At 48.6% G+C, this 24,419-nt stretch carries 21 protein-coding genes; 11 read left to right on the forward strand and 10 right to left on the reverse strand.

Annotated features, from left to right (window positions below; translation table 11 throughout):
- Nucleotides 1-149 precede the first annotated feature (149 nt).
- Both ACXAGC_RS04825 and ACXAGC_RS04830 read right to left on the reverse strand, forming a co-directional pair.
- Nucleotides 150-3,317: an efflux RND transporter permease subunit gene (locus ACXAGC_RS04825; RefSeq protein WP_474842878.1), complete on the reverse strand. Its 3,168-nt coding sequence runs from the start codon at nt 3,315-3,317 to the stop codon at nt 150-152.
- On the reverse strand, nt 3,317-4,561 hold the full coding sequence (locus tag ACXAGC_RS04830) for an efflux RND transporter periplasmic adaptor subunit (protein ID WP_474842880.1): 1,245 nt from the start codon (nt 4,559-4,561) through the stop codon (nt 3,317-3,319). The genes ACXAGC_RS04825 and ACXAGC_RS04830 overlap by 1 nt, the downstream gene beginning before the upstream one ends.
- A 130-nt stretch (nt 4,562-4,691) precedes the next feature.
- Between ACXAGC_RS04830 and ACXAGC_RS04835 the strand changes: the two genes are divergently transcribed.
- Nucleotides 4,692-5,759, forward strand: coding sequence for a LysR family transcriptional regulator (locus ACXAGC_RS04835; protein WP_303572906.1), 1,068 nt, complete (start codon nt 4,692-4,694; stop codon nt 5,757-5,759).
- A gap of 77 nt (nt 5,760-5,836) precedes the next feature.
- On the opposite strand, the gene lpdA is transcribed toward ACXAGC_RS04835, so the two are convergent.
- From lpdA to ampD, 6 genes are all read right to left on the reverse strand, one after another.
- Nucleotides 5,837-7,255 (reverse strand): dihydrolipoyl dehydrogenase, encoded by a 1,419-nt coding sequence (lpdA, locus tag ACXAGC_RS04840; RefSeq protein WP_474842882.1) that lies wholly within the window; start codon nt 7,253-7,255, stop codon nt 5,837-5,839.
- Between the two features lie 143 nt (nt 7,256-7,398).
- The gene (aceF, locus tag ACXAGC_RS04845; protein WP_474842884.1) at nt 7,399-9,396 is read right to left on the reverse strand and encodes a pyruvate dehydrogenase complex dihydrolipoyllysine-residue acetyltransferase; all 1,998 of its coding nucleotides are present in this window, start codon (nt 9,394-9,396) and stop codon (nt 7,399-7,401) included.
- A gap of 20 nt (nt 9,397-9,416) precedes the next feature.
- Nucleotides 9,417-12,083 (reverse strand): pyruvate dehydrogenase (acetyl-transferring), homodimeric type, encoded by a 2,667-nt coding sequence (aceE, locus tag ACXAGC_RS04850; protein WP_474842886.1) that lies wholly within the window; start codon nt 12,081-12,083, stop codon nt 9,417-9,419.
- A 160-nt stretch (nt 12,084-12,243) separates the two neighbouring features.
- The gene (locus ACXAGC_RS04855) at nt 12,244-13,002 is read right to left on the reverse strand and encodes a GntR family transcriptional regulator (RefSeq protein WP_119502156.1); all 759 of its coding nucleotides are present in this window, start codon (nt 13,000-13,002) and stop codon (nt 12,244-12,246) included.
- A 271-nt stretch (nt 13,003-13,273) separates the two neighbouring features.
- Nucleotides 13,274-14,140: a regulatory signaling modulator protein AmpE gene (gene ampE, locus ACXAGC_RS04860; RefSeq protein ID WP_474842888.1), complete on the reverse strand. Its 867-nt coding sequence runs from the start codon at nt 14,138-14,140 to the stop codon at nt 13,274-13,276.
- A 65-nt stretch (nt 14,141-14,205) separates the two neighbouring features.
- A complete protein-coding gene (gene ampD, locus ACXAGC_RS04865) occupies nt 14,206-14,754 on the reverse strand; it encodes a 1,6-anhydro-N-acetylmuramyl-L-alanine amidase AmpD (protein ID WP_474842890.1) in 549 nt (182 codons plus the stop codon).
- A gap of 145 nt (nt 14,755-14,899) precedes the next feature.
- Between ampD and ACXAGC_RS04870 the strand changes: the two genes are divergently transcribed.
- The 10 genes from ACXAGC_RS04870 to ACXAGC_RS04915 all read left to right on the forward strand — a co-directional run bounded on the left by ACXAGC_RS04870 (nt 14,900) and on the right by ACXAGC_RS04915 (nt 22,656).
- Entirely contained in the window at nt 14,900-15,376 is a 477-nt protein-coding gene (locus ACXAGC_RS04870) for a retropepsin-like aspartic protease family protein (RefSeq protein WP_474843456.1), read from the forward strand.
- 18 nt (nt 15,377-15,394) lie between these two features.
- On the forward strand, nt 15,395-16,252 hold the full coding sequence (nadC, locus tag ACXAGC_RS04875; protein WP_474842892.1) for a carboxylating nicotinate-nucleotide diphosphorylase: 858 nt from the start codon (nt 15,395-15,397) through the stop codon (nt 16,250-16,252).
- 241 nt (nt 16,253-16,493) lie between these two features.
- Nucleotides 16,494-16,910 (forward strand): pilin, encoded by a 417-nt coding sequence (locus tag ACXAGC_RS04880; protein WP_474842894.1) that lies wholly within the window; start codon nt 16,494-16,496, stop codon nt 16,908-16,910.
- A gap of 420 nt (nt 16,911-17,330) precedes the next feature.
- Complete coding sequence (locus ACXAGC_RS04885; protein WP_474842896.1) at nt 17,331-17,747, forward strand: pilin; 417 nt, start codon at nt 17,331-17,333, stop codon at nt 17,745-17,747.
- A gap of 59 nt (nt 17,748-17,806) precedes the next feature.
- Nucleotides 17,807-19,015: a type II secretion system F family protein gene (locus ACXAGC_RS04890; RefSeq protein WP_474842898.1), complete on the forward strand. Its 1,209-nt coding sequence runs from the start codon at nt 17,807-17,809 to the stop codon at nt 19,013-19,015.
- Nucleotides 19,016-19,116: 101 nt separating this feature from the next.
- Nucleotides 19,117-19,995, forward strand: a complete 879-nt coding sequence (locus ACXAGC_RS04895; protein ID WP_474842900.1) for a prepilin peptidase — start codon at nt 19,117-19,119, stop codon at nt 19,993-19,995.
- Complete coding sequence (gene coaE, locus ACXAGC_RS04900; RefSeq protein WP_474842902.1) at nt 19,992-20,606, forward strand: dephospho-CoA kinase; 615 nt, start codon at nt 19,992-19,994, stop codon at nt 20,604-20,606. Before ACXAGC_RS04895 ends, coaE begins: the two co-directional genes overlap by 4 nt.
- An 81-nt stretch (nt 20,607-20,687) precedes the next feature.
- Nucleotides 20,688-21,440 carry a cell division protein ZapD gene (zapD, locus tag ACXAGC_RS04905; RefSeq protein WP_474842903.1) on the forward strand — a complete coding sequence of 251 codons (753 nt, stop codon included), beginning with the start codon at nt 20,688-20,690 and terminating at the stop codon, nt 21,438-21,440.
- A gap of 39 nt (nt 21,441-21,479) precedes the next feature.
- On the forward strand, nt 21,480-21,710 hold the full coding sequence (gene yacG / locus ACXAGC_RS04910) for a DNA gyrase inhibitor YacG (RefSeq protein ID WP_119503448.1): 231 nt from the start codon (nt 21,480-21,482) through the stop codon (nt 21,708-21,710).
- Between the two features lie 73 nt (nt 21,711-21,783).
- Nucleotides 21,784-22,656: an aspartoacylase gene (locus ACXAGC_RS04915; protein ID WP_474842905.1), complete on the forward strand. Its 873-nt coding sequence runs from the start codon at nt 21,784-21,786 to the stop codon at nt 22,654-22,656.
- A 104-nt stretch (nt 22,657-22,760) separates the two neighbouring features.
- Here the strand turns inward: ACXAGC_RS04915 and ACXAGC_RS04920 are convergent, their stop codons facing one another.
- Nucleotides 22,761-24,047, reverse strand: a complete 1,287-nt coding sequence (locus tag ACXAGC_RS04920; protein WP_474842907.1) for a methyl-accepting chemotaxis protein — start codon at nt 24,045-24,047, stop codon at nt 22,761-22,763.
- Between the two features lie 8 nt (nt 24,048-24,055).
- Nucleotides 24,056-24,418, reverse strand: coding sequence for a response regulator (locus ACXAGC_RS04925; RefSeq protein WP_119502168.1), 363 nt, complete (start codon nt 24,416-24,418; stop codon nt 24,056-24,058).
- Between the last annotated feature and the right edge of the window lies 1 nt (nt 24,419).

Consider the following 24,419-nt stretch of genomic DNA (forward strand, 5'->3'; position numbering starts at 1 on the left):
GTTTTCCTTTTTCTTGTCTGGCGTTGATTCATCAATGCTCTGAGGATACGTAATGAAAAAGGCATTACTACGATCAAATTGTGATGAATTGTGTCTTTGACATAAAAAAGCCGCCCGGGGAGGGCGGCAAAAGGAGTCCCACGTCGGGTCTAAGCTGTGTGGGACTGCGCCTGAGACGTTAAGGCGGGTGCCGGTTTACGGTTCCGGCGTAGCAGGTAATAAAACACGGGGGTCAGTACCAGGCCAAAGAAAGTCACGCCAATCATGCCTGAGAATACCGCTACGCCCATGGCCTGACGCATTTCTGCACCGGCTCCGGTCGAAATTACCATGGGCAACACACCCATAATAAAAGCAATGGATGTCATCAGAATGGGGCGCAAACGCAGGCGACATGCCTCTTTTACTGCTTCCAGCGCAGTGTGCCCTTCCTCTTCCAGTTCTTTAGCAAATTCAACAATCAGAATGGCATTCTTCGTGGCCAGACCAAACAACACAATGAGCCCGATCTGGGTGAAGATATTGTTATCTCCGCCGTAAATGCCCACACCGATTAACGCGCTGAGCAAAGTCATAGGCACGATAAGGATTATGGCCAGTGGTAATGACAAACTTTCATATTGTGCAGCCAGTACCAGAAACACCAGCAACACCACCAGCGGGAACACATACATGGATGCATCACCGGCCAGAATTTGCTGATAGGTTAATTCTGTCCACTCGTACATCATGCCAATTGGCAGGGTTTCATCGAGTATTTTCTCGATAGCAACCTTCGCCTCATCACTGCTGAAACCGGGCATAGGAGCACCGTTGATTTCAGCGGTAACGTAGCCGTTGTAGTGCATAACCCGGTCCGGTCCCGCGGTATGATTGATGTCTAAAAACGCGCCTAACGGAATCATTTCGCCCTGTGCATTGCGCACTTTAAACTGACGGATCTGTTCTGCATCCTGACGGAACTGAGAGTCAGCCTGCACATTCACCTGATAGGTGCGTCCGAACAGGTTGAAATCATTCACATACACCGATCCTAAATAGGCTTGTAAGGTGTCAAACAATGTATCAATGTTCACGCCCATTCCTATGGCTTTGGTGCGGTCCACGTCCACATCCAGTTGCGGCACGCTCACGCGGTAACTGCTGAATGTGTCGGTGAGTACCGGGTCTGCCCAGGCTTTCTGCACCACTTGCTGCGTGACTTCATTTAAGGTTTCAAAACCCAGATTACCGCGATCCTGCAACTGCAGACGGAAACCGCCGATTGTGCCTAAGCCCAGCACAGGCGGAGGCGGAAACACGGCGACATACGCTTCTTTAATTGCTGCAAACTTCTGGTTTAACTGCCCGGCAATTGCACCGGCAGTGAGCCCCTTCCCTTCTCTGTCAGCGAAAGGCTTTAACGGGAAGAACACTACACCGGAACTGGGGCTGTTGGTAAACCCGTTAATATTCAACCCCGGGAATGCCACGACATCAGACACGCCGTCCTGCTGCAACGCAATCGCGGACATCTGACGTACCACGTCTTCCGTTCTGTCCAGTGAAGACGCGTCAGGCAACTGGGCAAACGCAACCAGATACATTTTGTCCTGAGCCGGCACATAACCGGTAGGCGTACTACTGAACTGCTGCCATGTGAGTGCCAGTAATCCTGCATACAGCACCATGATGATGCCGGATTTACGAATGAGAGAACCCACACCGGCAGTGTACGCTTTAGCGCCACGGTCAAAGAACCGGTTAAACGGATTAAACAACCATCCGCCCAGCGCCTTATCCATGCCTCTGGTGAGCCAGTCTTTGGGTGCATCATGAGACTTTAACAACAAGGCCGATAATGCAGGGCTCAGCGTCAGCGAGTTGATGGCTGAAATCACCGTTGAAATGGTAATTGTCAGGGCGAACTGACGATAAAACTGGCCGGTGAGTCCGGACATAAATGCCGTAGGAATGAACACCGCTGCCAGTACCATGGTGGTGGCAATAATAGGCCCTGTCACTTCTTTCATGGCGATGGTTGTGGCTTCTACAGGCGAATGCCCGGCAGCGATATTCCGCTCGACGTTTTCAACCACAACGATGGCATCATCCACCACGATACCAATAGCTAACACCAGCCCGAACAGGGATAACGCATTTAATGAAAAGCCCATGAGTTGCATAAATGCAAACGTACCTACCAGAGACACAGGTACAGCAACCAGAGGGATAATGGATGCACGCCAGGTTTGCAGGAACAGCACAACAACTAATACAACCAGTAATACGGCTTCGAACAGAGTATTCACTACGGCTTTAATGGAACCGCGCACAAAGACTGTGGGGTCATACACAATGTCGTAGTCCAGGCCTTCCGGAAAGGCTTCAGACAAATCAGCCATGGTAGCGCGCACATCATCACTGATTTGTATCGCATTGGAACCGGGCGCCTGGAAAATAGGTAACGCAGCGGCCGGACGATTATTCAGTAACGAACGTAAGGTGTAGTAATCCGCACCCAGTTCAATACGGGCCACATCTTTTAACCGTGAAATCTCACCGGCGTCGCCGGTTTTAATGATGATGTCACCAAATTCACGTTCATCCAGTAAACGACCGCGAACGTTGATGAGTAACTGAAACTCGCTGCCACCGGCCGGCTGGGCACCAAGACTACCTGCGGCTGCCTGCTGGTTTTGTGCCTGAATAGCGGAAATCACATCACCGGCATTCATGCCAAGGGCGGCCACTTTATTCGGATCCAGCCAGACTCTCATGGAGTATTCCCCGGCACCGAATAAGCGCACTTCGCCCACACCATTAATACGGTTCAGTTCATCTTTGACATTTTGCTCAGCATAGTTCGACAAATACAGCATGTCATAACGGCTATCCGGCGATGTTAAATGCACAACCATGGTCAGGTTCGGCGAAGACTTCTCGGTCACCACACCCAGTCTCTGCACTTCCTGCGGCAAACGTGGCAAAGCGCGGTTAACCCGGTTTTGCACCAGTGTTGTAGCAGCATCGGGATCGGTACCGATTGCAAAAGTAATGGTCAGTGTCATTCTGCCATCAGAGTTAGCCTGAGAAGACATATACAGCATATCCTCTACCCCGTTGATTTCCTGTTCTAACGGACTGGCTACGGTTTCTGCAATGATTTTAGGGTTGGCCCCCGGGTAATTAGCAGTGACCACCACGGTAGGCGGCACCACTTCGGGATATTCCGTTATGGGCAATTGCCACACGGCAATGGCACCGCCGATAAAGATCAGCAGTGACAACACCCCGGCAAATATAGGCCTGTGTATAAAAAACGTAGACAGATTCATTAACGACTTCCTTCAGGCGCATTCGCAGGTGATGCATTTGCGGCCAGGTCACTGTTCTGATTTATATTTTGCTGCCAAACCTGCAACTGCTCGAAGGCTTCGCTGCTGTGCATAGATACTTCCGTAGGAGCAATAGTGGCACCGGGGCGGACGCGCTGCAGGCCGTTCACGACAATTTTGTCTGAAGGGAATAACCCGTCATCGATAAAGCGGAGCGCACCGACTTTGTCGCCTAGCGTCACAGCGCGGTAAGCCAGAACATTGTTTTCATCGACAACCAGAACAAACTTGTTGTTGAGATCGGTACCGATGGCCGTTTCATCAATTAAAATACGATCGCGGGATTCACCGCTGGCAAGACGCAGGTGAGCAAATAATCCCGGTACCAGCCGGCCGTCAGTATTATCAAACACCGCCCGCACTTTGATTGTGCCGGTATTCGGGTTGACCTGGTTATCAACAAAGTCCAGTTGGCCCCAATGCTCAAATTTCTCAGAGTTACTTAGTTGCATAGCCACGGTCAGTTGATCAAGTGGCTGAGACACTTCAGAAGGCGCAGAGGTATATGCAAGATAAGTACTTTCATCAACATCAAAGTAGGCGTAAAGGCGGTCGACTGAAACAATGCTGGTCAGTACGCTTTGACCGGCGGTGACATAGTTACCGGCAGTAATATTTGCGCGGGAAACACGACCTGAAATAGGCGCTTCAACACGGGCAAAACCCCGGTTTAACTGCGCTAAATCTAATGCAGCACGGGTTGAAGACACGCTGGCTTCAGCCTGTTCAACTGCAGCCTGACGGGCATCAGCAATTTCTTTCGAAATTGCATTGGTGCGGCGCAATGACGCAGCCCGCTCTAAATCCTGCTGAGCTAAACGTAAGCGGCTTTGCGCATCTTCAAGCTGGGCAGATAAGCGGTCGACTTCAGCTTTGAACGCGCGGTTATCAATAAGAAACAGGGTTTGTCCCTGCTCAACCCATTCACCTTCTTCAAAGGCAACGAAGTCAATGTAGCCTGACACCCGCGGGCGCAGAGAAACTGTTTGCGGCGATTCAAGGCGACCGGTAAAAGTATCCCATTGAGCGATTTCCTGATGGATAACAGGCGCAATATCAACAGGAATGGCAGGCGCTGCTGTGCTGGCAGCAGCCTGATTAGCCGGGTTTGTTTCTTCTCCGCCGCAGGCGGTTAACAGAATGGTGACCCATAATGCTAAAGAGAATTTTATTAATGCAGACATGGTTGGCGATCTCGTTGAGTGAGGATGCTGCGCATTATGCACACCGCCAATCAATAAAAATAATTATCTTTTTATATACAACACATCATTACATGTAATATATTTATCGAAGGTTCACCGGAGTGCTGCTATGCGAACACAAGACTTAAATTTACTGATGATTTTCGATGCCATCATGACTGAAGGCGCTATCACCCGCGCCGCTGACAGACTGGCAATGACACAGCCCGCTGTCTCCAATGCCCTGTCCCGTATGCGTTCGGCCTGGGGTGATGAGTTATTTGTTAAAGATGGCAGAGGTATACAGCCGACTTCTTTTGCCCGCAACTTATGGACACAGATTCAGGGGCCGCTGAGTCAGCTTGAAACCGCCGTGAACCCTACCGTGTTTGATCCGGCCACATCGCAACGTACGTTTCGTATTGCTGCCACTGATACATTGGTAAAAATGATATGGGGTCCGCTCCGCCAAATCATCGAGCGGGAAGCGCCGGGTATTAATATTTTCGCGATTCCGAACCCGAACAGTGACAGTGAGAAAATATTAACTGACGCAGAGGCCGAACTCTCTGTGTGTAAGTACACAGCACCGAATTCAGTTATCCGTTCAGAGTTTCTGTTTGAGCCTAAATATGTGGTTGTTATGCGCCCTGAGCACCCGCTGGCGAAAGAACGGTTAACGCTGGAAGAATTTGTCAATGCACAACACTTGTTAGTGTCTATTACCGGCGATACCACCGGTCCCACAGACCAGGTACTGAATAATTTAGGGTTGAGCCGCCGGATCGCCATGACGGTGAACGATTTTCACAATGTGCCGCCGTTACTTGAGCAGTCCGATCTTATCTGTGTGGCGCCGTCATTAGTGGTAGAGCACGATATTTTTGCCGGCCGCCTGGCCGTATTCGAAACACCGGTGGAAATTATGCCAACGCCTGTGTCTTTGTTATGGCATAAACGTCAGGACGTGGACCAGGGTCTGCAATGGTTGCGTCGTCATGTTGTCCGTATTATCCACGAACGCTGTGCACAACATGAAGCCAGATTGAGCCAGTGTTGCCGCAAAGGATATTGCCCGGAGACAGTAAAATCGATGAAAGCCCGTCAGTCAGACAAGCAGTGTGAAGGCGGATTAACAGTGACACCTAAACCGGTAAAATCAGTGGGCTCACCTTCCAAAGCCACCATGAGCAAATAGTTCGGGACTTAAAACGTCAGTCGTAAAAACAAAAAACGAGGCAGTTGCCTCGTTTTTTTATTCAGCTGTTAAACAACTTACTTTTTCTTCGCCTTAGGGTTAGGCAGGTCAGTGATGCTGCCTTCGAAGATTTCACACGCCAGACCGATTGACTCGTTCAGCGTCGGGTGAGCGTGGATAGTCAGACCTACGTCTTCTGCATCAGCACCCATTTCGATAGCCAGACCGATTTCGCCCAGCATTTCACCGGCGTTGGTACCAACCATTGCACCACCGATAACACGTGCAGTGTCTTTATCGAAAATCATCTTGGTCATACCGTTAGTTGCGTCAGACGCGATTGCACGACCAGAAGCTGCCCACGGGAATGTTGCAGTTTCGTAGTTAATGCCCTGTTCTTTCGCTTCTTTCTCAGTCAGACCAACCCAGGCAACTTCCGGCTCAGTGTAGGCAACTGAAGGAATGCAACGTGGGTCGAAGTAATGCTTCTTACCGGCAATAACTTCAGCAGCAACGTGACCTTCGTGAACCGCTTTATGCGCCAGCATAGGCTGACCAACCAGGTCACCGATTGCGAAGATATGGTCAACGTTAGTTTTCATTTGCTTGTCTACATTGATGAAACCACGCTCATCAACAGTAACGCCAGCCGCATCAGCACCGATCAGTTTACCGTTAGGACGACGGCCAACCGCTACCAGCACTTTGTCGTAGCGAACTGCTTCTGAAGGTGCATTCTTACCTTCAAACGTTACATACAAGCCGTCATCTTTTGCTTCAACCGCGGTCACTTTGGTTTCCAGCATGATGTTGAACTTGTCTTTATAGTCTTTCATGAAGACTTTCATGATGTCTTTGTCAGCAGCAGGGATTAACTGGTCAAGGAATTCAACCACGTCAATTTTCGCACCCAGTGCTTCGTAAACTGTACCCATTTCCAGACCGATAATACCACCGCCCAGTACCAGCATTTTTTCCGGAATATCTTTCATTTCCAGTGCACCGGTTGAGTCGATTACGCGATCGTCTTCAGGGATGAAAGGCAGAGATACCGGCTCTGAGCCGGCAGCGATGATCGCTTTCTCAAAAGAGATAGTCGTTTTGCCGTCTTTGCCTTCTACTTCCAGGGTGTTTGCACCGGTAAATTTACCGTAACCCTGAACGTGTTTAACTTTACGCATTTTAGACATACCAGCCAGACCTTTTGTCAGCTGGCCAACAACACCGTCTTTGTACTCACGGATTTTGTCTAAATCGATTTTTGGCTCACCAAAGGTTACGCCGTGCGCAGACAAATGCTTGGCTTCTTTGATCACTTTAGCGACGTGCAGCAGGGCTTTTGAAGGGATACAGCCTACGTTCAAACATACCCCACCCAGTGTTTCACGGGCGTCTACGATGACGGTTTCGATACCTAAATCGGCTGCGCGGAAAGCGGCTGAGTAACCGCCGGGGCCTGCACCCAATACGACTAATTGCGTTTTAATTTCGCTCATTGTGACCTCAAATCTGTCCAAATATTTGATAAATATGCGTTACGGATTGTAACTAGGGCTTGCGAGCCCTGTAAAGCCAACTTGGCTTTATGATCATAAAAATCACAAAGGGGAGGTAATCAACCCTCCCCTTCACTCATTTTCTAAAGCAACATCTGGCGCATATCTTCCAGAACTGCTTTTAAGTGCACAGCAAAGCGTGCTGCCACCGCGCCGTCAATAACACGATGGTCGTATGACAGTGACAACGGCACCATCAGACGAGGCTCAAACTCTTTACCATTCCACTTCGGTTTAATATCACTCTTCGATACGCCAAGGATGGCTACGTCAGGTGCATTAACGATTGGCGTGAATGCTGTACCACCAATGCCACCAAGGCTTGAAATGGTGAAGCAGCTACCTTGCATGTCAGCAGCTTTCAGCTTACCGTCACGGGCTTTCACACTGATTTCCATTAACTCTTTGGAAATCTCCATGATGCCTTTCTTGTCAACATCACGGACAACCGGCACAACCAGGCCTCCCGGCGTGTCTACTGCTATACCGATATGGTAGTATTTTTTCTGAATTAAAGACTCACCGTCCGCAGAAAGTGAAGTATTAAATACAGGATACGCTTTCAGTGCGTCGGCTACCGCTTTCATCATGAACACAAGCGGCGTAATTTTCACACCCAGCTTGCGCTTGTCAGCGATAACGTTCTGCTGCTTACGGAAATCTTCCAGGTCAGTAATATCCGCTTCTTCGAACTGCGTAACGTGTGGGATGGTTACCCAGTTACGGTGCAGGTTCGGACCGGAGATTTTCTGAATACGGGTTAACGGCTTCTCTTCAATTTCACCAAACTTGGAGAAATCAACTTTAGGCTGTGCGATAACCTGTAAGCCACCACCAGTGTTGCCAGACGCTACGGCACCGGCTGTCGCTTTCGGACGGGCCAGTTCATGCTTCACGTAAGACTGGATGTCTTCTTTCAGAATACGGCCTTTACGCCCTGTTGCGTCAACCTGAGTCAGATCAACACCAAATTCACGGGCCAGACGACGTACAGAAGGAGACGCATGCACTTTACCGGTCTTAGGCTTGTTGCCTGCAGACGGATGGTGCGGAACCGGCGGCGCTTTCTGCTGAGGCGCTTGCGCGGCAGGAGCCGGCGCTGCTGCAGGCTTGCTTTCCGCTTTAGGTGCAGCAGGTTTCGCCGCGCCCTTCACTTTGAGCATAATAACCGGTGTACCCTGAGACGCTTTGTCACCCTGCTTGATAAGCAGTTTGGTAACGGTACCGGCTTTAGGTGCAGGCACATCCATGGTCGCTTTATCAGTTTCCAGCGTGATCAGGCCATCTTCCGCTTCCACGGTATCACCTTCAGCAACCAGAATTTCGATAACGTCTACATCAGTATCGCCACCGATATCAGGTACCTGAACTTCAATTTCTTCTTCCGCAGCTTCTTCTGCAGGCGCTTCTTCAGCGGCCGGCGCAGAATCTGCTGCTGGTGCCGGCGATTCCGCCGGTGCTGATTCCTGTGCAGGCGCAGCAGCTTCGCCACCACCGACTTCCAGAGTCAGGACCAGAGAACCTTCAGACACCTTGTCACCTTCTTTTACCTTCAGGCTAACCACTTTACCCGCCTGCGGCGAAGGAACGTCCATGGTTGCTTTGTCAGTTTCAAGGGTAATCAGGCCGTCTTCCGCTTCCACGGTATCGCCTTCAGCTACCAGAATTTCGATTACGTCTACGTCAGCAGCGTCACCGATATCCGGTACCGTTACTTCAATCACAGACGTGCTGCCAGAAGCAGCCGGAGCCGCTTCCTGCTTAGGCGCTTCTTCTTTTGGTGCTTCAGCTTTCGGTGCTTCAGCAGGCTTTTCTTCAGCCGCAGGTGCGCTATCTGCGTCACCCGCTACTTCCAGTTTCGCCAGCAAATCGCCTTCAGAAATTTTATCGCCAACTTTTACAGTCAGCTCAGATACCTTACCGGCAAACGGTACAGGGATATCCATGCTGGCTTTGTCGCTTTCTACCGTAACCAGTGCATCTTCCGCTTCTACGGAGTCACCCACTGCTACGCAAATTTCGATTACTTCTACCGAATCTTCACCCAGATCCGGTACCAGTACGTCTTTAATATCTGCCATGTTCGTTAGTCTCCCTTAGCTTATGCGTAAAGTGGGTTAACTTTCTCAGCATCAATACCCAGATCCGTCATTGCTTTAGACAGCGTCTTGGCATCAACAGAACCTGCCTTGTACAGTTCGTACAGCGCAGCGTAAGTCACGTATGCAGCGTCAACTTCGAAGTGACGACGCAGATTCGCGCGGCTGTCAGAACGACCGAAACCATCAGTACCCAGTACACGGTATGCGCCCGGTACGAAATCACGTACCTGCTCGCCGTAGTTCTTGATGTAGTCAGTTGCAGTGATAGTCGGGCCATCGTTACCTTCGCTGAGTACTTCAGTGATGTAAGGTACTTTCGCTGTCGCTTCAGGGTGCAGCATGTTGTGACGGTCACAATCCTGACCATCGCGGGCCAGTTCGTTGAACGACGTTACGCTGTAAACTTCTGCTTCTACGCCGTAGTCAGACGCCAGTTTCGCAGCAGCTTCACGCACTTGCTCAAGGATGGTACCGGAGCTCAGTAGTTTCACTTTCTTATCGCTGCTGCCCACAGTGTCCAGCTTGTAGATACCTTTAACGATACCTTCTTCAACGCCCTTAGGCATTTCAGGCTGCTTGTAGTTTTCGTTCATGACTGTCAGGTAGTAGAACACGTCTTCCTGATCTTCCAGCATGCGACGTAAACCGTCTTGTACGATAACAGCAACTTCGTAACCGTAAGTCGGGTCGTAGCTCACACAGTTCGGGATTAATGCCGCCTGAGTATGAGAGTGACCGTCCTGGTGCTGCAGACCTTCGCCGTTCAGCGTTGTACGACCAGCAGTACCACCAACCAGGAAACCACGGGTACGTGAATCACCGGCTGCCCACGCCAGGTCGCCAACACGTTGGAAACCAAACATTGAGTAGTAGATATAGAACGGAACCATTGGCAGATCGTTGGTGCTGTAAGACGTACCCGCTGCTAACCACGATGCCATCGCTCCCAGTTCGTTGATACCTTCCTGCAGTACCTGACCTTTCTTGTCTTCACGGTAATAAGCAACCTGATCAGAATCCTGTGGCTCGTATTTCTGACCTTGTGAAGAGTAGATACCTACCTGACGGAACAGACCTTCCATACCAAACGTACGGGCCTCATCAGGGATGATAGGTACGATACGCTTACCGATTTGCTTGTCTTTAAGCAGCGCAGTCAGGACACGTACAAACGCCATAGTGGTAGAGATTTCACGGTCACCGGAACCTTTAGTGATAGCGTCGAACGCTTTCAGAGCAGGCGCTGGCAGATCTTCAGTTGCTTTAGCACGACGAACCGGCATGTAGCCATGCAGGGCTTCACGACGGGCGCGCAGGTATTTCATCTCTTCGCTGTCTTCGTCAAACTTGTAGTAAGGCAGATCAGCTAATGCTTCGTCAGATACAGGGATGTTGAAACGATCGCGATACTGCTTAACCGCTTCTTTGTCCATTTTCTTAACCTGGTGGGCAATGTTCTTACCTTCACCGGAAGCACCCATACCGTAACCTTTAACGGTTTTAGCAAGGATTACCTGTGGACGACCTTTAGTCTTCGTTGCACGATCGTATGCCGCATAAACTTTAACCGGATCGTGACCACCACGGTTCAGACGCCAGATATCTTCATCTGACATGTTAGAAACCATTTCTTTCAGCTCAGGGTACTTACCGAAGAACTTCTCACGGGTGTAAGCGCCACCTTTGGCTTTACAGTTCTGGTATTCACCGTCGATAGTCTCGTTCATCAAATCAAGCAGTTTGCCTGAAGTATCGCGGGCTAACAGCGGATCCCAGTAGCGACCCCAGATAACTTTGATCACTTCCCAGCCTGCGCCGCGGAACGTACCTTCCAGTTCCTGAATAATTTTTGCGTTACCACGTACAGGGCCGTCAAGACGCTGCAGGTTACAGTTGATAACGAAAGTCAGGTTGTCCAGGCCTTCGCGGGCAGCCAAACCGATAGCACCCAAGCTTTCCGGCTCATCACACTCACCGTCACCCATGTAGCACCATACGCGCTGTTCTGAACAGTCTTTGATACCACGGTCAGTCAGGTACTTGAGGAAACGTGCCAGATAGATGGCCTGCATTGGACCTAAGCCCATAGATACAGTGGGGAACTGCCAGAAGTCAGGCATTAATTTAGGGTGCGGGTAAGAAGACAGACCTTTGCCGTCTACTTCCTGACGGAAACCGTCCAGTTGTTCTTCGGTCAGACGACCTTCAATGTATGCACGGCTGTAAATACCGGGAGCCACGTGGCCCTGATAGAATACGAAGTCGCCGCCATCTTTTTCATTTGGTGCGCGGTAGAAGTGGTTGAAACCCACATCGTACAGCATTGCAGAAGATGCAAAGCTTGAAATGTGACCACCCAGCTCTAAGTCTTTCTTAGAACCGCGCAGAACCATCATCAGGGCATTCCAACGCAACGCGTTACGGATTTTGCCTTCAATAGTCTGGTCACCCGGCATGGTGGGTTCTTGTCCGGGAGGAATGGTGTTGATATATGCCGTCGTTGCATCGTACGGCAAGTGGGCACCATTTCTGCGTGCTTTCTCAATCAGTGATTCTAATAAAAAGTGGGCTCTTTCAACGCCATCTTCTTCTAAAACTGACTCTAACGACTCCAGCCATTCTTGTGTTTCTTGCGGATCCACATCTTGGTGCATCATTTCAGTCATGGTGCCATCCTATTGTTGCTGATATTGAAAACCATCCTTGCCGGCAAAACCGGAGGATGGAAAGACTAAAACCAGGTTGTACGTAACGTAGGCCTTACCGGCTTACTGTTTTTCTTTTCTTACCTGTTACAAACCGGCAAGGTATTACTAAGGCAGTGCCTCAAATCTCCAGGCGTCTTAACGCGCGTTGCACTCGGCTGTCACGCTGGTTAATCGCCAGAAGCGTTTTCTCAATTAACGCAAGGTGGGCGTTACACGCCTGTCTTGCTGCTTCTGGATCGCGGGATGCGATAGCAGCCAGAATTTCCTTACGCTGACGTCTGACTTCGGCGTTAATGTCTATTTCATCATTCTGATGTAAGGCAAACATTTCGAAGTTACGTTCAATATTCTCGACCAGCATGGTCTGCATGGTGCTCATTACATGTAACAACACCATGTTATGGGAGGCGCGCGCCATCACCATATAAAATTCACCGACCGCTTCTGCCAGAGCACGTTTACTTTCCCCGGGAGCGGGTACCGGCAAGTTGTCCAGCGCGGCCTGCAGTGCCTGATAATCTTCAGGCTGGCCCCGCAGCGCTGCGTAATAGGCAGCCATACCTTCCAGCGCATGACGAAATTCAAGTAAATCGAATTGCGTTTCCGGACGACGGCTGATAAGCGCCATTAACGGGTCGGTCATTGCCGCATTGAGGTTACGGCTGACAAAGGTGCCGCCTCCCTGCTTGCGCTCAACCAGACCACGGGCCTGCAGGTTGCCAATTGCTTCACGGAGCGAAGGACGGGAAACATCAAACTGGGTTGCCAGTTCGCGTTCAGGAGGTAGCTGTTGTCCGGCCAGCAGTGTGCCATCAAGAATCATTGATTCGAGCTGTTCAGTGATGACATCTGATAATTTTTTCCGACCGTGGCGCATACCTGTGCGGTTCCTCGCTTATGAAAAGGGGCGGCCATAATGTAAACAAAGTTACTTGCCACCCACTCATTGGTCATACCATTTTACCTATCTAGTTTAGGGCAGATCGAAATGGAGGTAAATAGTCACCCATCGAAAGTAACTTACATTTAACCTTTTAGACGAGCTAGATATTGAAATTGTTGAAATTTTTTTACAACACCATCTGGTCTGATGAGCGAGATATGTTGCTTTTCTGTTCAAATCCAGTTGATTTAACGTGCTTTAAGATTCAGGCAACCCAACCGGTAATGGTGAGAACAGATGTGATCACGAGAATAAAGATAATATTCCTTTTTGCCAGTTTTACTCCTGCCTGAACGTGTGCACACGCTGTCATTCTGCTGCAGGTAGCGCCGTCTCCGGCTTCAATAATTTCAGCCTGACGGGCTACAGACCAGAGTACAGCCGGCGTGCCTTCAGACACATTTGTCAGTTTCTCAAGCCAGACGGATGTGGCGCGGGAGAAATGCCCCACCACCAAAAATCCCAATGTCACCGCACGGGCTGGTAACCATTCCAGTGCGAAGAGCAACTGCCCTGTGGTCAGCGCTGCCTCCATGTGTTTGCCGCGGTAATAATGGTGAGCTTCACGGACAAACATATAGAACAATGCGCCTGGTGCACCGAAGAATATAAAGAACAACATTACCGCGCCGTAATAACGAAAGTTTGCCAGCAAAAGTAACTGCTGCATACGTGTGCCGTCGTCCGGCTCCGGTTCATTATCCTCTTTACCCAGCAACCCGAGATGTAGTTCTTTTTCATACAAATCACAGGCTTCTCTGTCTTCCCGCTGGGCAGCCTGAAGCCATGACTTATAAATCCGGCGAAAATTAGTACAACCCAAAGCAAGGAACAGCACCGCCGTCTGAACGATAAATGTCAGAAAGCCACCGAAAATGTAAGTTTCTGTCAGCCCTAAAAGCGCCGCCGGTATAAGAAGGTACAGCCAGATTTTGCGGGATGCCTGTGTATCGTCGCCGCTTATTCCCATTTTTCGCAAACAGAAGTTAACAAAAACCGGTGACTGCCAGTAGCGGTTCCGCAAGAACATTCTGTCAAACGCCAGCGCCAGTAAAAGACTTATCAGAATCACGTCATTATTCCTTTATGCCCGGGTCCTGTGACCCGTTATCACTTAAACAATATTAATTAACGTTACTACTGCTTTGTCGCTTCAAACGACAAGCCTGTGCGTAACCGGCACCAGTCAAAATACTCTCCGGGATCGGTTTTACGGCCGGGTGCAATATCACTGTGTCCGGTAATTCTGCCAATGGTGATGGCCGGATGGGTGTCGATAATAAACTGTGTCACCCGTTGTAATGCCTGATATTGCTCAGCAGTGAAAGGTTCGTTATCGCAACCTTCCATTTCAATACCGATGGCGTAGTCGTTACATTTATTACGCCCCTGAAAAACAGAAAGCCCGGCATGCCAGGCTCTTGCCGACAGCGGCACAAACTGTTCAACCTGCCCGTCACGGTAAATCACACAATGAGCGGATACTTTTACGTTTTTAAGATCGCCATATGAAGGATGTGCATTGATATCAATGGTTCCGGTGAACAACCGGCGGATGTCACCTGTACCGTACTGTCCGGCAGGTAATGAAATATTATGGATGACAAGCAATGAAATGCAGGCATCTTCCGGCCGCTCATCATAGAACGGTGACGGTGTGTACTGACTGTCGGGGATAAAATCCATGGTCGCACAGAAAATCTCAGGTCATGCCTAAGTTTGACATCTGCTATTGCCATACTCAAGAATAACCCTACATATAACTTTCAAAGTTAGACACTTATATATAGCCGGGGGAACGGTGAGCAGTGAACATAATGCCGGAAAGTGGATGTACATACTGGCCTGGATTTGCGGGCTGGGCTTGCTGACATTTGTTTTTGGCGACTTGCTTGACCGGCAGGAAAACCCGAATCGTGAACCGGAATCGGTGCGCATTGATAATCAGACGGAAGTACGGCTGAAACAAAACCGCGCCGGTCATTACGTCACGGCGGGGACGATAAATGGCGTACCGGTTGAGTTTATGATCGATACCGGCGCAACAGATGTTGCCATTCCCGCACATCTGCAGGAAAGACTTGGCTTAATTCCTACGGGCAGTGCACTGGCACAAACCGCCAACGGTGTGGTTCGCGTTGCAAGAACTGAGTTAAACAGTGTGTCTATTGGCGATATTACTGTTCATAACGTACGTGCGAATCTCAACCCCGGTATGAATGGTGAACAAATTTTACTCGGAATGAGCGTTTTAAAGCAGCTTGAGTTTACTCAGCGCGGAGAATGGTTAATATTGCGTACACTTTAATATAAGCAGAGCGTAAGCATGACTATTCCTTCTCAAGCCGCGATCCGCCAGCAAGTCTCAGAAGCACTGGCTGAAGATCTGGGCGGCATCGCCGACGCCGGTGCAGATATCACCGCTAACCTGATTGATGCATCCACGCAGGCCACAGCCACCATTATTACCCGTGAAGATTGTATTGTTTGTGGTATGGCCTGGGTGGAAGCGGCATTCAACTTGATCGATCCACAAATAGATATCACGATCCATACACAAGACGGGAGTGCAGCCAAAGCTAATGACGTGCTGGTTTCACTGTCCGGCCCTGCCAGAGGCATTCTCACCGCTGAGCGCACTGCGCTGAATTTTCTGCAAACCCTTTCCGGCACGGCAACCGTTGCACATCACTATGCATCGCTGCTTGACAGCTATCCGACGAAGATACTGGACACCCGTAAAACGCTGCCCGGACTGCGTCTTGCCCAGAAGTATGCTGTCGCCTGTGGCGGTGGTCAGAATCACCGGATCGGATTATTCGATGCCTTTCTGATCAAGGAGAATCATATTTTTGCCTGTGGATCGATTACGAAGGCTGTACAGATCGCAAAGCAAAATCATCCGGACAAACCGGTGGAAGTGGAAGTGGAAAGCCTTGATGAGCTTGAGCAGGCGCTTGATGCCGGTGCAGATATCATCATGCTGGATAACTTTACAAACGATCAGATCCAAAGCGCAGTCGACATCACAAAAGGCCGGAGTAAACTCGAAGTGTCTGGCAATATTACGGAAGAAAGATTGCAATCTTTAGGAAAATTAGGGGTTGACTTCATATCTTCAGGGGCATTAACGAAACACGTTCAGGCTATCGATCTGTCGCTTCGTGTCGCTATGAAAGGATAAAATTCACTTAAAAATCAAAAGAGTGGATACATTCCCGTTATCCCCTAAAGGTATTCACTCTCATCCCCTCACTGCTGTAGAACCTATTCATATGTATATTTCTGAATACTTGTCAGTTGGCTTGCTCCGCCTATACTGAGCATCAAGTACCGGGGACGTTGAAAAGGACGACTCGGGTATAAATCGTAACTTTGAATGAATTATTTAATTTAGCGCTTATACGCAAACCCGGAGATATACCATGAAAAATGTTAACGCTCAAAACCAAAAAGGTTTCACTCTTATCGAACTGATGATCGTTGTTGCTATCATCGGTATCCTGGCAGCAGTTGCTTTGCCAGCGTATCAGACATACACCAAGAAAGCGAAGTTTTCTGAAGTGATGATGGCGACCACCGCCTTTAAAACTGCGTACGAAGTTGCAGTCCAAAGTGGTGATATTACAGCCATCGGTGATGCTGATGCAGGTTCAAATGGCCTTCCTGCGGCTGTAGGTGCTTCTGGCGTCATTACATCAGTATCTATTACTGACGGTGTAATCACTGCAACAGGCACAGCAGAAGTAGACAGCGTGACCTACATTCTGACTCCTAACGGCGTGACAGCTCCCGTTCAGTGGGACATCAGCGGCACTTGCAAAGCAGCGGGTCTATGTTAATCATTTCATAATATGACGAGCCCGGTTTTACCGGGCTCTTTTCGTTCAACTCAACAGCCACGGTATTTTTGATTCAGTATCTAAGTTCCCTCTCCCCTTGAACAATAAGTAGATAACTCATATTTCTCAGTCGAGATTTATCCGGCAGATGATTAAAAAGTCCGGGCACAAGAACAGTCGACATTAGTAGTTCCCATATTATCCTTGGGGATTCGTTAGATGAAGAACGAGGATTTAAGAGGCATTTCTCAGCATAACCTAACTATTCATATGTATAGTTCCAGATACTTGTAAGCGATGTCTCGCGTTCTATACTGAGCCTTAGATATCTCGAGAAATAAGTAAAAATTTTAATTATAAACTTTACTCATTGAAACCAGAATCAAGTTCACAGGATACACGCAATTCCGGAGATACAATATGATGATACTTCAAACGAAAAAACAGAAAGGCTTTACTCTAATTGAGTTGATGATTGTTGTTGCTATTATCGGAATTCTTGCCGCAGTAGCCTTACCTGCATACCAAACCTACACCAAAAAAGCCAAATTCTCAGAAGTGATGATGGCAACTACATCATTTAAAAACGCATATGAAGTTGCAGTCCAAAGTGGTGGAATAACTGCAATTGGCGATGCCGATGCAGGTTCAAACGGCTTACCAGCAGCAGTAGGCGCATCAGGTGTAATCTCATCTGTGTCTATCACCGATGGAATTATTACCGCAACTGGTACAGCGGAAGTAGACGGTGCTACTTATATAATGACTCCAAACGGTATCAGTGCCCCAATTCAATGGACAATAACTGGTACGTGTAAGACAACAGGTCTCTGCTAATAAAGCTCAGCTATCTAACTTTTGTATAGCTCCAATTAAGTTACTTTCAGGAATAGATCATGGCAAAAACAGCTGAAACCTTTGTTTGGCAAGGAAAAGATCGACAGGGCAGTAATCGCAAAGGTGAAATCAGCGCTGTAACATTGGCTGAAGCTAAAAATTTATTACGACGTCAGGGAATTTCTGCTTACAAAGTTAAGAAGATGAGCAAGCCACTATTCAGTGGTGAAAAGAAAATAGATGCTAAAGACATCTGCGTAATATCTCGCCAAATCGCAACAATGTTAAGTGCCGGTGTAACTTTAATACAATCACTGGAAATGATTGCTAATGGCCATGATAAACCTGCCATGCGTAAAATGCTGAGTAAAATTACCGATGAAGTTAAAGCCGGTAATCCTTTGTCAGTTGCCTTAAGAAAACACCCTCTTTATTTCGATGATTTATACTGTGATCTGGTGAAGACTGGTGAGCAATCCGGTGCACTGGAAACTATCTACGATCGAATCGCGACATATAAAGAAAAAGCAGAAGCGCTCAAATCAAAAATCAAAAAGGCTATGTTTTATCCTATTGCTGTGGTTGTAGTAGCTTTCATCGTTACTACAATTTTGCTGGTATTTGTTGTCCCCCAGTTTGAAGAGATTTTCAACGGTTTCGGAGCTGAGCTCCCGGCGTTTACTTTGTTTGTCCTTGCTATTTCCCGTTTTGTTCAGGATTACGGCATATTTATCGGTGCAGGTATAGCTGCCGGAGTTTTCCTGTTTATCAGAGCTCATCGCAAATCGCCCGTTTTGCGAGATAAGGTGGATGCGCTAATCTTAAAAACTCCTGTGGTTGGAGAAATACTGAAAAAAGCGGCTGTGGCAAGATTTGCACGAACTTTATCAACTACCTTTTCTGCAGGTGTTCCCTTAATAGGTGCCCTTGATTCTGCCGCAGGCGCTTCGGGTAACGCCATCTATCGTGAAGCGATTCTATTCATTAAGAAAGAAGTAGCGGGAGGGTTACAAATGAATACTGCCATGCGGGCCACCAATGTATTTCCAGATATGGTTACCCAAATGGTTGCTATCGGCGAAGAATCGGGAGCAGTAGATGAAATGCTATCAAAAGTTGCTTCGATTTATGAAGCAGAAGTGGATGACATGGTTGATGGTTTAACCAGCCTGTTGGAGCCTATCATTATGGCTGTATTGGGTGTCATCATCGGTGGTTTGATTGTGGCCATGTATCTGCCTATCTTCCAGATGGGTCAGGTAGTATAAAACCCAGCTATTGATATAGTTAGCCCTAATTATTCATTGAGACAGGACTGCTTTTCGGGCAGTCTTGTTGTATCAGAACACGATAAAAATAAAGCGCTTATATGGACGCCATCATTTCATTAATGCAGCAGAGTCTGCCGGTGTTTCTCACCACCATCTTCATTTTCAGTTTACTGGTTGGCAGTTTTTTAAACGTTGTCATCTACCGTCTCCCCATCATGATGGAGAGAAGCTGGAAAGCGGAATACCAAAGTTACTTTCACGAAAATGAACAGCCCGCAGAGCAGGAACCTTTTAATCTGGTAAAACCGGACAGCACCTGCCCCCACTGTCATCACAAAATCCGGGCATGGGAAAACATTCCTGTGATCAGCTATCTGATGCTGGGCGGGAAATGTGCCGGGTGTAAGGCTGGTATTTCAATCCGTTATCCGCTGGTAGAACTGTTCACCGCGCTGGTGTGTACATTTACAGCCTGGCATTTCGGTGCCACAGCGCAGGGCATCTGGGCGGTATTGGTAGTCTTTATTCTTATTGCGCTGCTCTTTATCGACCTTGATAAAATGCTGCTGCCGGATCAATTAACATTGCCATTGCTATGGCTGGGACTGATCTTAAGTACTCAATCTGTCTTTACAGGTCCGGTGGATGCCATTATTGGTGCTGCTGCGGGCTATTTAAGTTTATGGTCTGTCTACTGGCTGTTTAAATTGCTTACCGGAAAGGAAGGAATGGGGTACGGCGATTTTAAATTGCTTGCCGCATTAGGCGCCTTTACCGGATGGCAGGGTCTGCCCATTATTATCCTGCTTTCCTCCGTGGTGGGAGCCGCGGCAGGTATCACACTGATGATCGTTCAGCGCTCCGGTAAATCTCTTGCGATCCCCTTTGGTCCGTATCTCGCCGTCGCCGGTTATCTCACATTATTGTACAAGGCAGAGATCATAGACGGTTATCTTGCCTGGGTGACGGGTGCATGAGCCATCCTTATGTAGCAGGGTTAACCGGCGGGATCGGCAGCGGCAAGTCTGCCGTCAGTGATTTATTTGCGCAGCTCGGCATAACCATTGTCGATGCTGACGTAGTTGCCCGTCAGGTGGTTGAACCCGGTACGCCGGCGCTTGCGAAAATCGCCGGTCATTTTGGCCGTGACATTTTACAAAAAGACGGCAGTTTGAACCGCGCCGCGTTGCGTAAACAGGTATTCGCTGATGAAACGGCAAAACAGTGGCTTAACGCCCTGCTCCATCCGGCAATCAGGGAAGAAATGCGAAAGCAGCTGGAAGCAGCCACCAGCCCCTACGTGATTTTTTCGGTGCCTCTGCTCATAGAAAACGGACTTGATGCAATGGCAGATACTGTGATTGTGGTTGACTGTGAGGAAGACACTCAACTTACGCGGGCACTTAAGCGGGATGGCAGTGACGAGACAACTATCCGCGGGATCATGGCATCTCAGGCCAGCCGTCATGACCGGCTGGCTAAGGCCAGTCATATTATAGATAACAACGGTGCGCTTGAACTTTTACCCGCTCAGGTTGAACAATTACATCAAATATTACTGAAAGCAGCAGAGAAATCCCCCCGGTAGCTGAATGGCTGTTTTTTCCTTAGGGCTTGATATTTTGGCACTTTTGCGCTGTAGTGCTAACAGTTTATCAGAGAGGCCCACATGACCAGCACCACATACGAATTTCCGCTTAAAGAAAAAGTGAGGAATTACCTGCGCATCGAGCATCTGCTTGCGCAGTTGAAGACCGGTGCCTCAGTGCAGAATAAAGCCCTGCATGTGTACTTCTTCGAGCAATTATTCACCCTTATGGATCTGCTGGACCGGATTGATCTGCGTACGGATCTGATTAAAGATCTTGATGTGCATGAACGCAATCTGGTGCACTGGTCCCAATATCCGAATATTGATACAGACGCGCTTGAACAGTCCTTAAAAGTGATTGTACGCCTGAAAGGAAAGCTAAAAGCGGAACGCAAATTCGGCACAGCGCTGAAAGATGATAAATTTCTTAACGGTATCCGGCAGCGATTTTCCATACCCGGCGGCACCTGCAGTTTTGACTTACCCAATTTGCACTACTGGCTTAACCGTTCCAAAGAAGACATTCAGGAATCGATGAAGGAATGGCTTTTATCCCTGGCATTGCTGGAAGAAACAGTTTCGGTACTGTTGTCGTTCCTGCGGGAAAGAGGTCCGTTTAAACCCATGGAAGCCACAAACGGCTTTTATCAGGGTGTAGCTGATGACAAATGCGGATTAATCCGCGTTCGCTGTGATGCCAATCAGGGGTATTACCCTACTCTCAGCGGCAATAAATACCGCTTCGCCATTCGCTTTATGCTGTTTGAAAACGAAGCCGGACAGTCTCCCTCTGTGGAGAATACAGTGTCTTTTGCTATGGCAGCCTGCTAGACTGCCGCCATACTTTTTACCTGAAAGAGAGTGAATTCAGTGAAGGTTAACTGTCCTGTATGCAGCACATCTGTCGAGTGGTCTGCAGAAAATAAACATCGTCCTTTTTGTTCCAAGAAATGCCAGCTTATCGATCTGGGAGAATGGGCTGGTGAAGAGCGCGCGATTCCCGGGCCAAAGCAACATTCTGATACACCGCCCGGAATGCCTGATATCGAGGACATTGAAGCAATGCTCAGTCAGCAGCAGGACGATTTTTTTAAACACTAAACCCTTCCCCGTTGAGCGTTTTGTGTGAATGTATCCGGGCACTCAGCCCGAATTCAGATAAGGCTTTTCTCTTATGTTAAATTCAATTGCACTTATTGGCGGTACTCACGGCAACGAGACCAGTGGTATTCAACTTATCCGCAACTGGCAGAAGTCTGGTTTGCCTGAGCGCTTCTCGTCTCTGAATGTCACCTGTGATTTTGCCAATTCGGCGGCTATGAACGCTAATGTCCGTTTTCTGGATGAAGATTTAAACCGGCAGTTTACTGCTGAACGTCTTGCGGCAGACAACCCGGCCAGAGAGGCTATTCTGGCAAAATCGCTGAATGAACGCTTTGGCCCGAAGGGTAATGCTGCAACAGATTTTTTCATCGACATTCACAATACCACCAGCCACATGGGCGCTACCCTTATTGTGCTGGAAACCGACGAGTTCAATACCAAACTCGCCCGGTTTGTTAAAGACGTCATGCCGGAAGCCAATATTCTGGTGGAAGATGAAAAAGACTACGCATCTCATGGCTATTTATGCACCGTGGGTAAAAAAGGTGTGATGATTGAAGTCGGCGCTCAGCCACAGGGCGTATTACGGGAAGATGTTTACCAGTTAACGCAAACGATGGCGGAAGCGATTCTGGATTTTTGTGTCGCCTGGAATACAGATAGCAGCTCAATGAATTCGCTGCCTGCCTGCGAGGCTTTCAGATTGGGTTATGAGGTAAAATTCCCGCTGGATGAGAACGGCGTACGTAAGGCCATGATCCATCACAGCATTCAGGATCAGGATTTTACGCCACTGCTTCCGGGTGCGCCTGTATTCCGGGGTTTTGACGGTTCAGATTATGTCTGGGAAGGTGACAAAGAAACCTATCCGCACTTTATAAATGAAGCAGCATATTTCAAATTAGACGTGGCCTTCGCCACCGCCGACCGGATTGAGTTCTGATCCTGAAGGTTTGTGCTGCCACCAAGTACCGGTTAGTGTGAGACGATAAAAAACAGGCCGCTCTTATTACAGAGCGGCCTGTTTCATTTCTGAAACTATGCAGATCAGAACAACTCGATTTTCGGTTCCCGGGTTTCTTCCGGCGCTACCCGCTTTTCACCGGTAGAGGTGGTCAGGTCGAAGTGAATACGGCGCTGATCTTCCATGACATATTTTTCAAACATTTCCGCCGTACTTAAATTGAATGAATCGTCGAAAGCCTTGCGTCCGTCAATGTAGTCAGAGAACTGGCCGAACAGGCTTACCAGGGCTTCATGTTCCAGTTTTACGTTCTCGGCGCGCTGGCGGATAATATCCTGGAACTGGATCTTACCGATTGCCCCGCTGACTTTACCGGCGATGTCTTTTGCTACGCCGCTGAAGCAATTGAGCATCCGCGGGCTGAATTCCTCGAGCCGGCGGTAATGGGCTGTCATGCTGGCCAGAGAGCCGGAGAACGACGTCAGTAACTCACAGGTTTCGTCACTCTGATTCGTGGAGAGCAATTTTTCACCGTGGATTTTTGCCGTTTCCATGGCGGAACGGATCCCGGATTCAATTTTCTCCGCGGCCTCTGACGACTGGGAAGATAAGGTTCTTACCTGCTCTGCCACCACAGCGAATCCTCGCCCGTATTCTCCGGCCCGGGCTGCTTCAATCGCTGCATTCAGTGCCAGCAAGTTGGTTTGAAACGCGATGTTTTTTACCAGCTCAGTGAGCTCTTTGAGCTTATCAATTTCCTGCAGGACCTCCTGAATCGCCGCAGTGTGCGCTTTGTCGTGTTCATGCTGGGTATTTATTAACTGGGTAATTTCTTCCAGACGATGGTTTGCCTGGTCAATTTCCGCTGCACTTTCTTCTTTAAAGTCAGCAGTATTACGCTGGGAAAGCTCAATACTGTCGATACCGTTTTGAATGACTTCTTCAATTTGATACAAGGCACTCATCAAGTCGACGGAAGCTTCTTCGGTAATGTTAGAAATACCATCAATCTGTCCGTTCAAAATACTTGCATACTCATCTACCTGCTGGTGAGTGGTATGCAACTGTTCTGAAGTTTTGTCCAGATAGGCATTTGCTTCCGCCAGTGCTGTTTCAAGTTCATCGATATACCGTGTTTCAGCCACGGTCTGACGTACAACCCAGAGAGCGCTGGTTACGAGACTACAAATAATTGCTCCCCACCATGACAACTGCGTTCCGGCAAACTGGTTTATAAGCAGCACGCTTACCATCGCGATACCTGTTCCGGTAATACACAGTACCGCCGCTTGTACAGACGGACTCGCGTACCACTGAGCCTGCTTCAGGCGTGCAACAGCAGTCAGAAATATTTCTCGTAAATTCACCATAAAGCCTCCTACGGCACCAATTGTTTTACTACTGCGATCAATTGATCAGGTTCGACAGGTTTTACCAGCCATCCTGTGGCGCCAGCACGCTTTGCTTCTTCCCTTTTAGTTTGTTGGGATTCAGTGGTCAGCATCAAAATAGGTGTGAATCTGAATTTCGTATTTTTCTTTATTTCTTTAATCAGTTCGATGCCGTTCATTCCCGGCATGTTCAAATCGGTGATGATGAGTTTTGGTGACGCGCTTTGCAGTGTTGTCAGCGCAGCTTCAGCATTTTCCGATTTAATGATGTCGTAGCCTGCACGTTTTAACAGCATTTCCATACTCATCAGCATGGTCGCCGAATCGTCAACTAAATGGATGGTCTTCATT

It is taken from the genome of Alteromonas sp. AWJ4_197 (genome assembly GCF_056160285.1).

What these genes read in the sequence shown, in the direction of transcription:
- ACXAGC_RS04825 (WP_474842878.1), bottom strand. Translation starts at nt 3,317, where the DNA reads ATGAATCTGTCTACGTTTTTTATACACAGGCCTATATTTGCCGGGGTG.
- ACXAGC_RS04830 (WP_474842880.1), bottom strand. Translation starts at nt 4,561, where the DNA reads ATGTCTGCATTAATAAAATTCTCTTTAGCATTATGGGTCACCATTCTG.
- ACXAGC_RS04835 (WP_303572906.1), top strand. Translation starts at nt 4,692, where the DNA reads ATGCGAACACAAGACTTAAATTTACTGATGATTTTCGATGCCATCATG.
- lpdA (WP_474842882.1), bottom strand. Translation starts at nt 7,255, where the DNA reads ATGAGCGAAATTAAAACGCAATTAGTCGTATTGGGTGCAGGCCCCGGC.
- aceF (WP_474842884.1), bottom strand. Translation starts at nt 9,396, where the DNA reads ATGGCAGATATTAAAGACGTACTGGTACCGGATCTGGGTGAAGATTCG.
- aceE (WP_474842886.1), bottom strand. Translation starts at nt 12,083, where the DNA reads ATGACTGAAATGATGCACCAAGATGTGGATCCGCAAGAAACACAAGAA.
- ACXAGC_RS04855 (WP_119502156.1), bottom strand. Translation starts at nt 13,002, where the DNA reads ATGCGCCACGGTCGGAAAAAATTATCAGATGTCATCACTGAACAGCTC.
- ampD (WP_474842890.1), bottom strand. Translation starts at nt 14,754, where the DNA reads ATGGATTTTATCCCCGACAGTCAGTACACACCGTCACCGTTCTATGAT.
- ACXAGC_RS04870 (WP_474843456.1), top strand. Translation starts at nt 14,900, where the DNA reads ATGTACATACTGGCCTGGATTTGCGGGCTGGGCTTGCTGACATTTGTT.
- nadC (WP_474842892.1), top strand. Translation starts at nt 15,395, where the DNA reads ATGACTATTCCTTCTCAAGCCGCGATCCGCCAGCAAGTCTCAGAAGCA.
- ACXAGC_RS04880 (WP_474842894.1), top strand. Translation starts at nt 16,494, where the DNA reads ATGAAAAATGTTAACGCTCAAAACCAAAAAGGTTTCACTCTTATCGAA.
- ACXAGC_RS04885 (WP_474842896.1), top strand. Translation starts at nt 17,331, where the DNA reads ATGATGATACTTCAAACGAAAAAACAGAAAGGCTTTACTCTAATTGAG.
- ACXAGC_RS04890 (WP_474842898.1), top strand. Translation starts at nt 17,807, where the DNA reads ATGGCAAAAACAGCTGAAACCTTTGTTTGGCAAGGAAAAGATCGACAG.
- ACXAGC_RS04895 (WP_474842900.1), top strand. Translation starts at nt 19,117, where the DNA reads ATGGACGCCATCATTTCATTAATGCAGCAGAGTCTGCCGGTGTTTCTC.
- coaE (WP_474842902.1), top strand. Translation starts at nt 19,992, where the DNA reads ATGAGCCATCCTTATGTAGCAGGGTTAACCGGCGGGATCGGCAGCGGC.
- zapD (WP_474842903.1), top strand. Translation starts at nt 20,688, where the DNA reads ATGACCAGCACCACATACGAATTTCCGCTTAAAGAAAAAGTGAGGAAT.
- ACXAGC_RS04915 (WP_474842905.1), top strand. Translation starts at nt 21,784, where the DNA reads ATGTTAAATTCAATTGCACTTATTGGCGGTACTCACGGCAACGAGACC.
- ACXAGC_RS04920 (WP_474842907.1), bottom strand. Translation starts at nt 24,047, where the DNA reads ATGGTGAATTTACGAGAAATATTTCTGACTGCTGTTGCACGCCTGAAG.
- ACXAGC_RS04925 (WP_119502168.1), bottom strand. Translation starts at nt 24,418, where the DNA reads ATGAAGACCATCCATTTAGTTGACGATTCGGCGACCATGCTGATGAGT.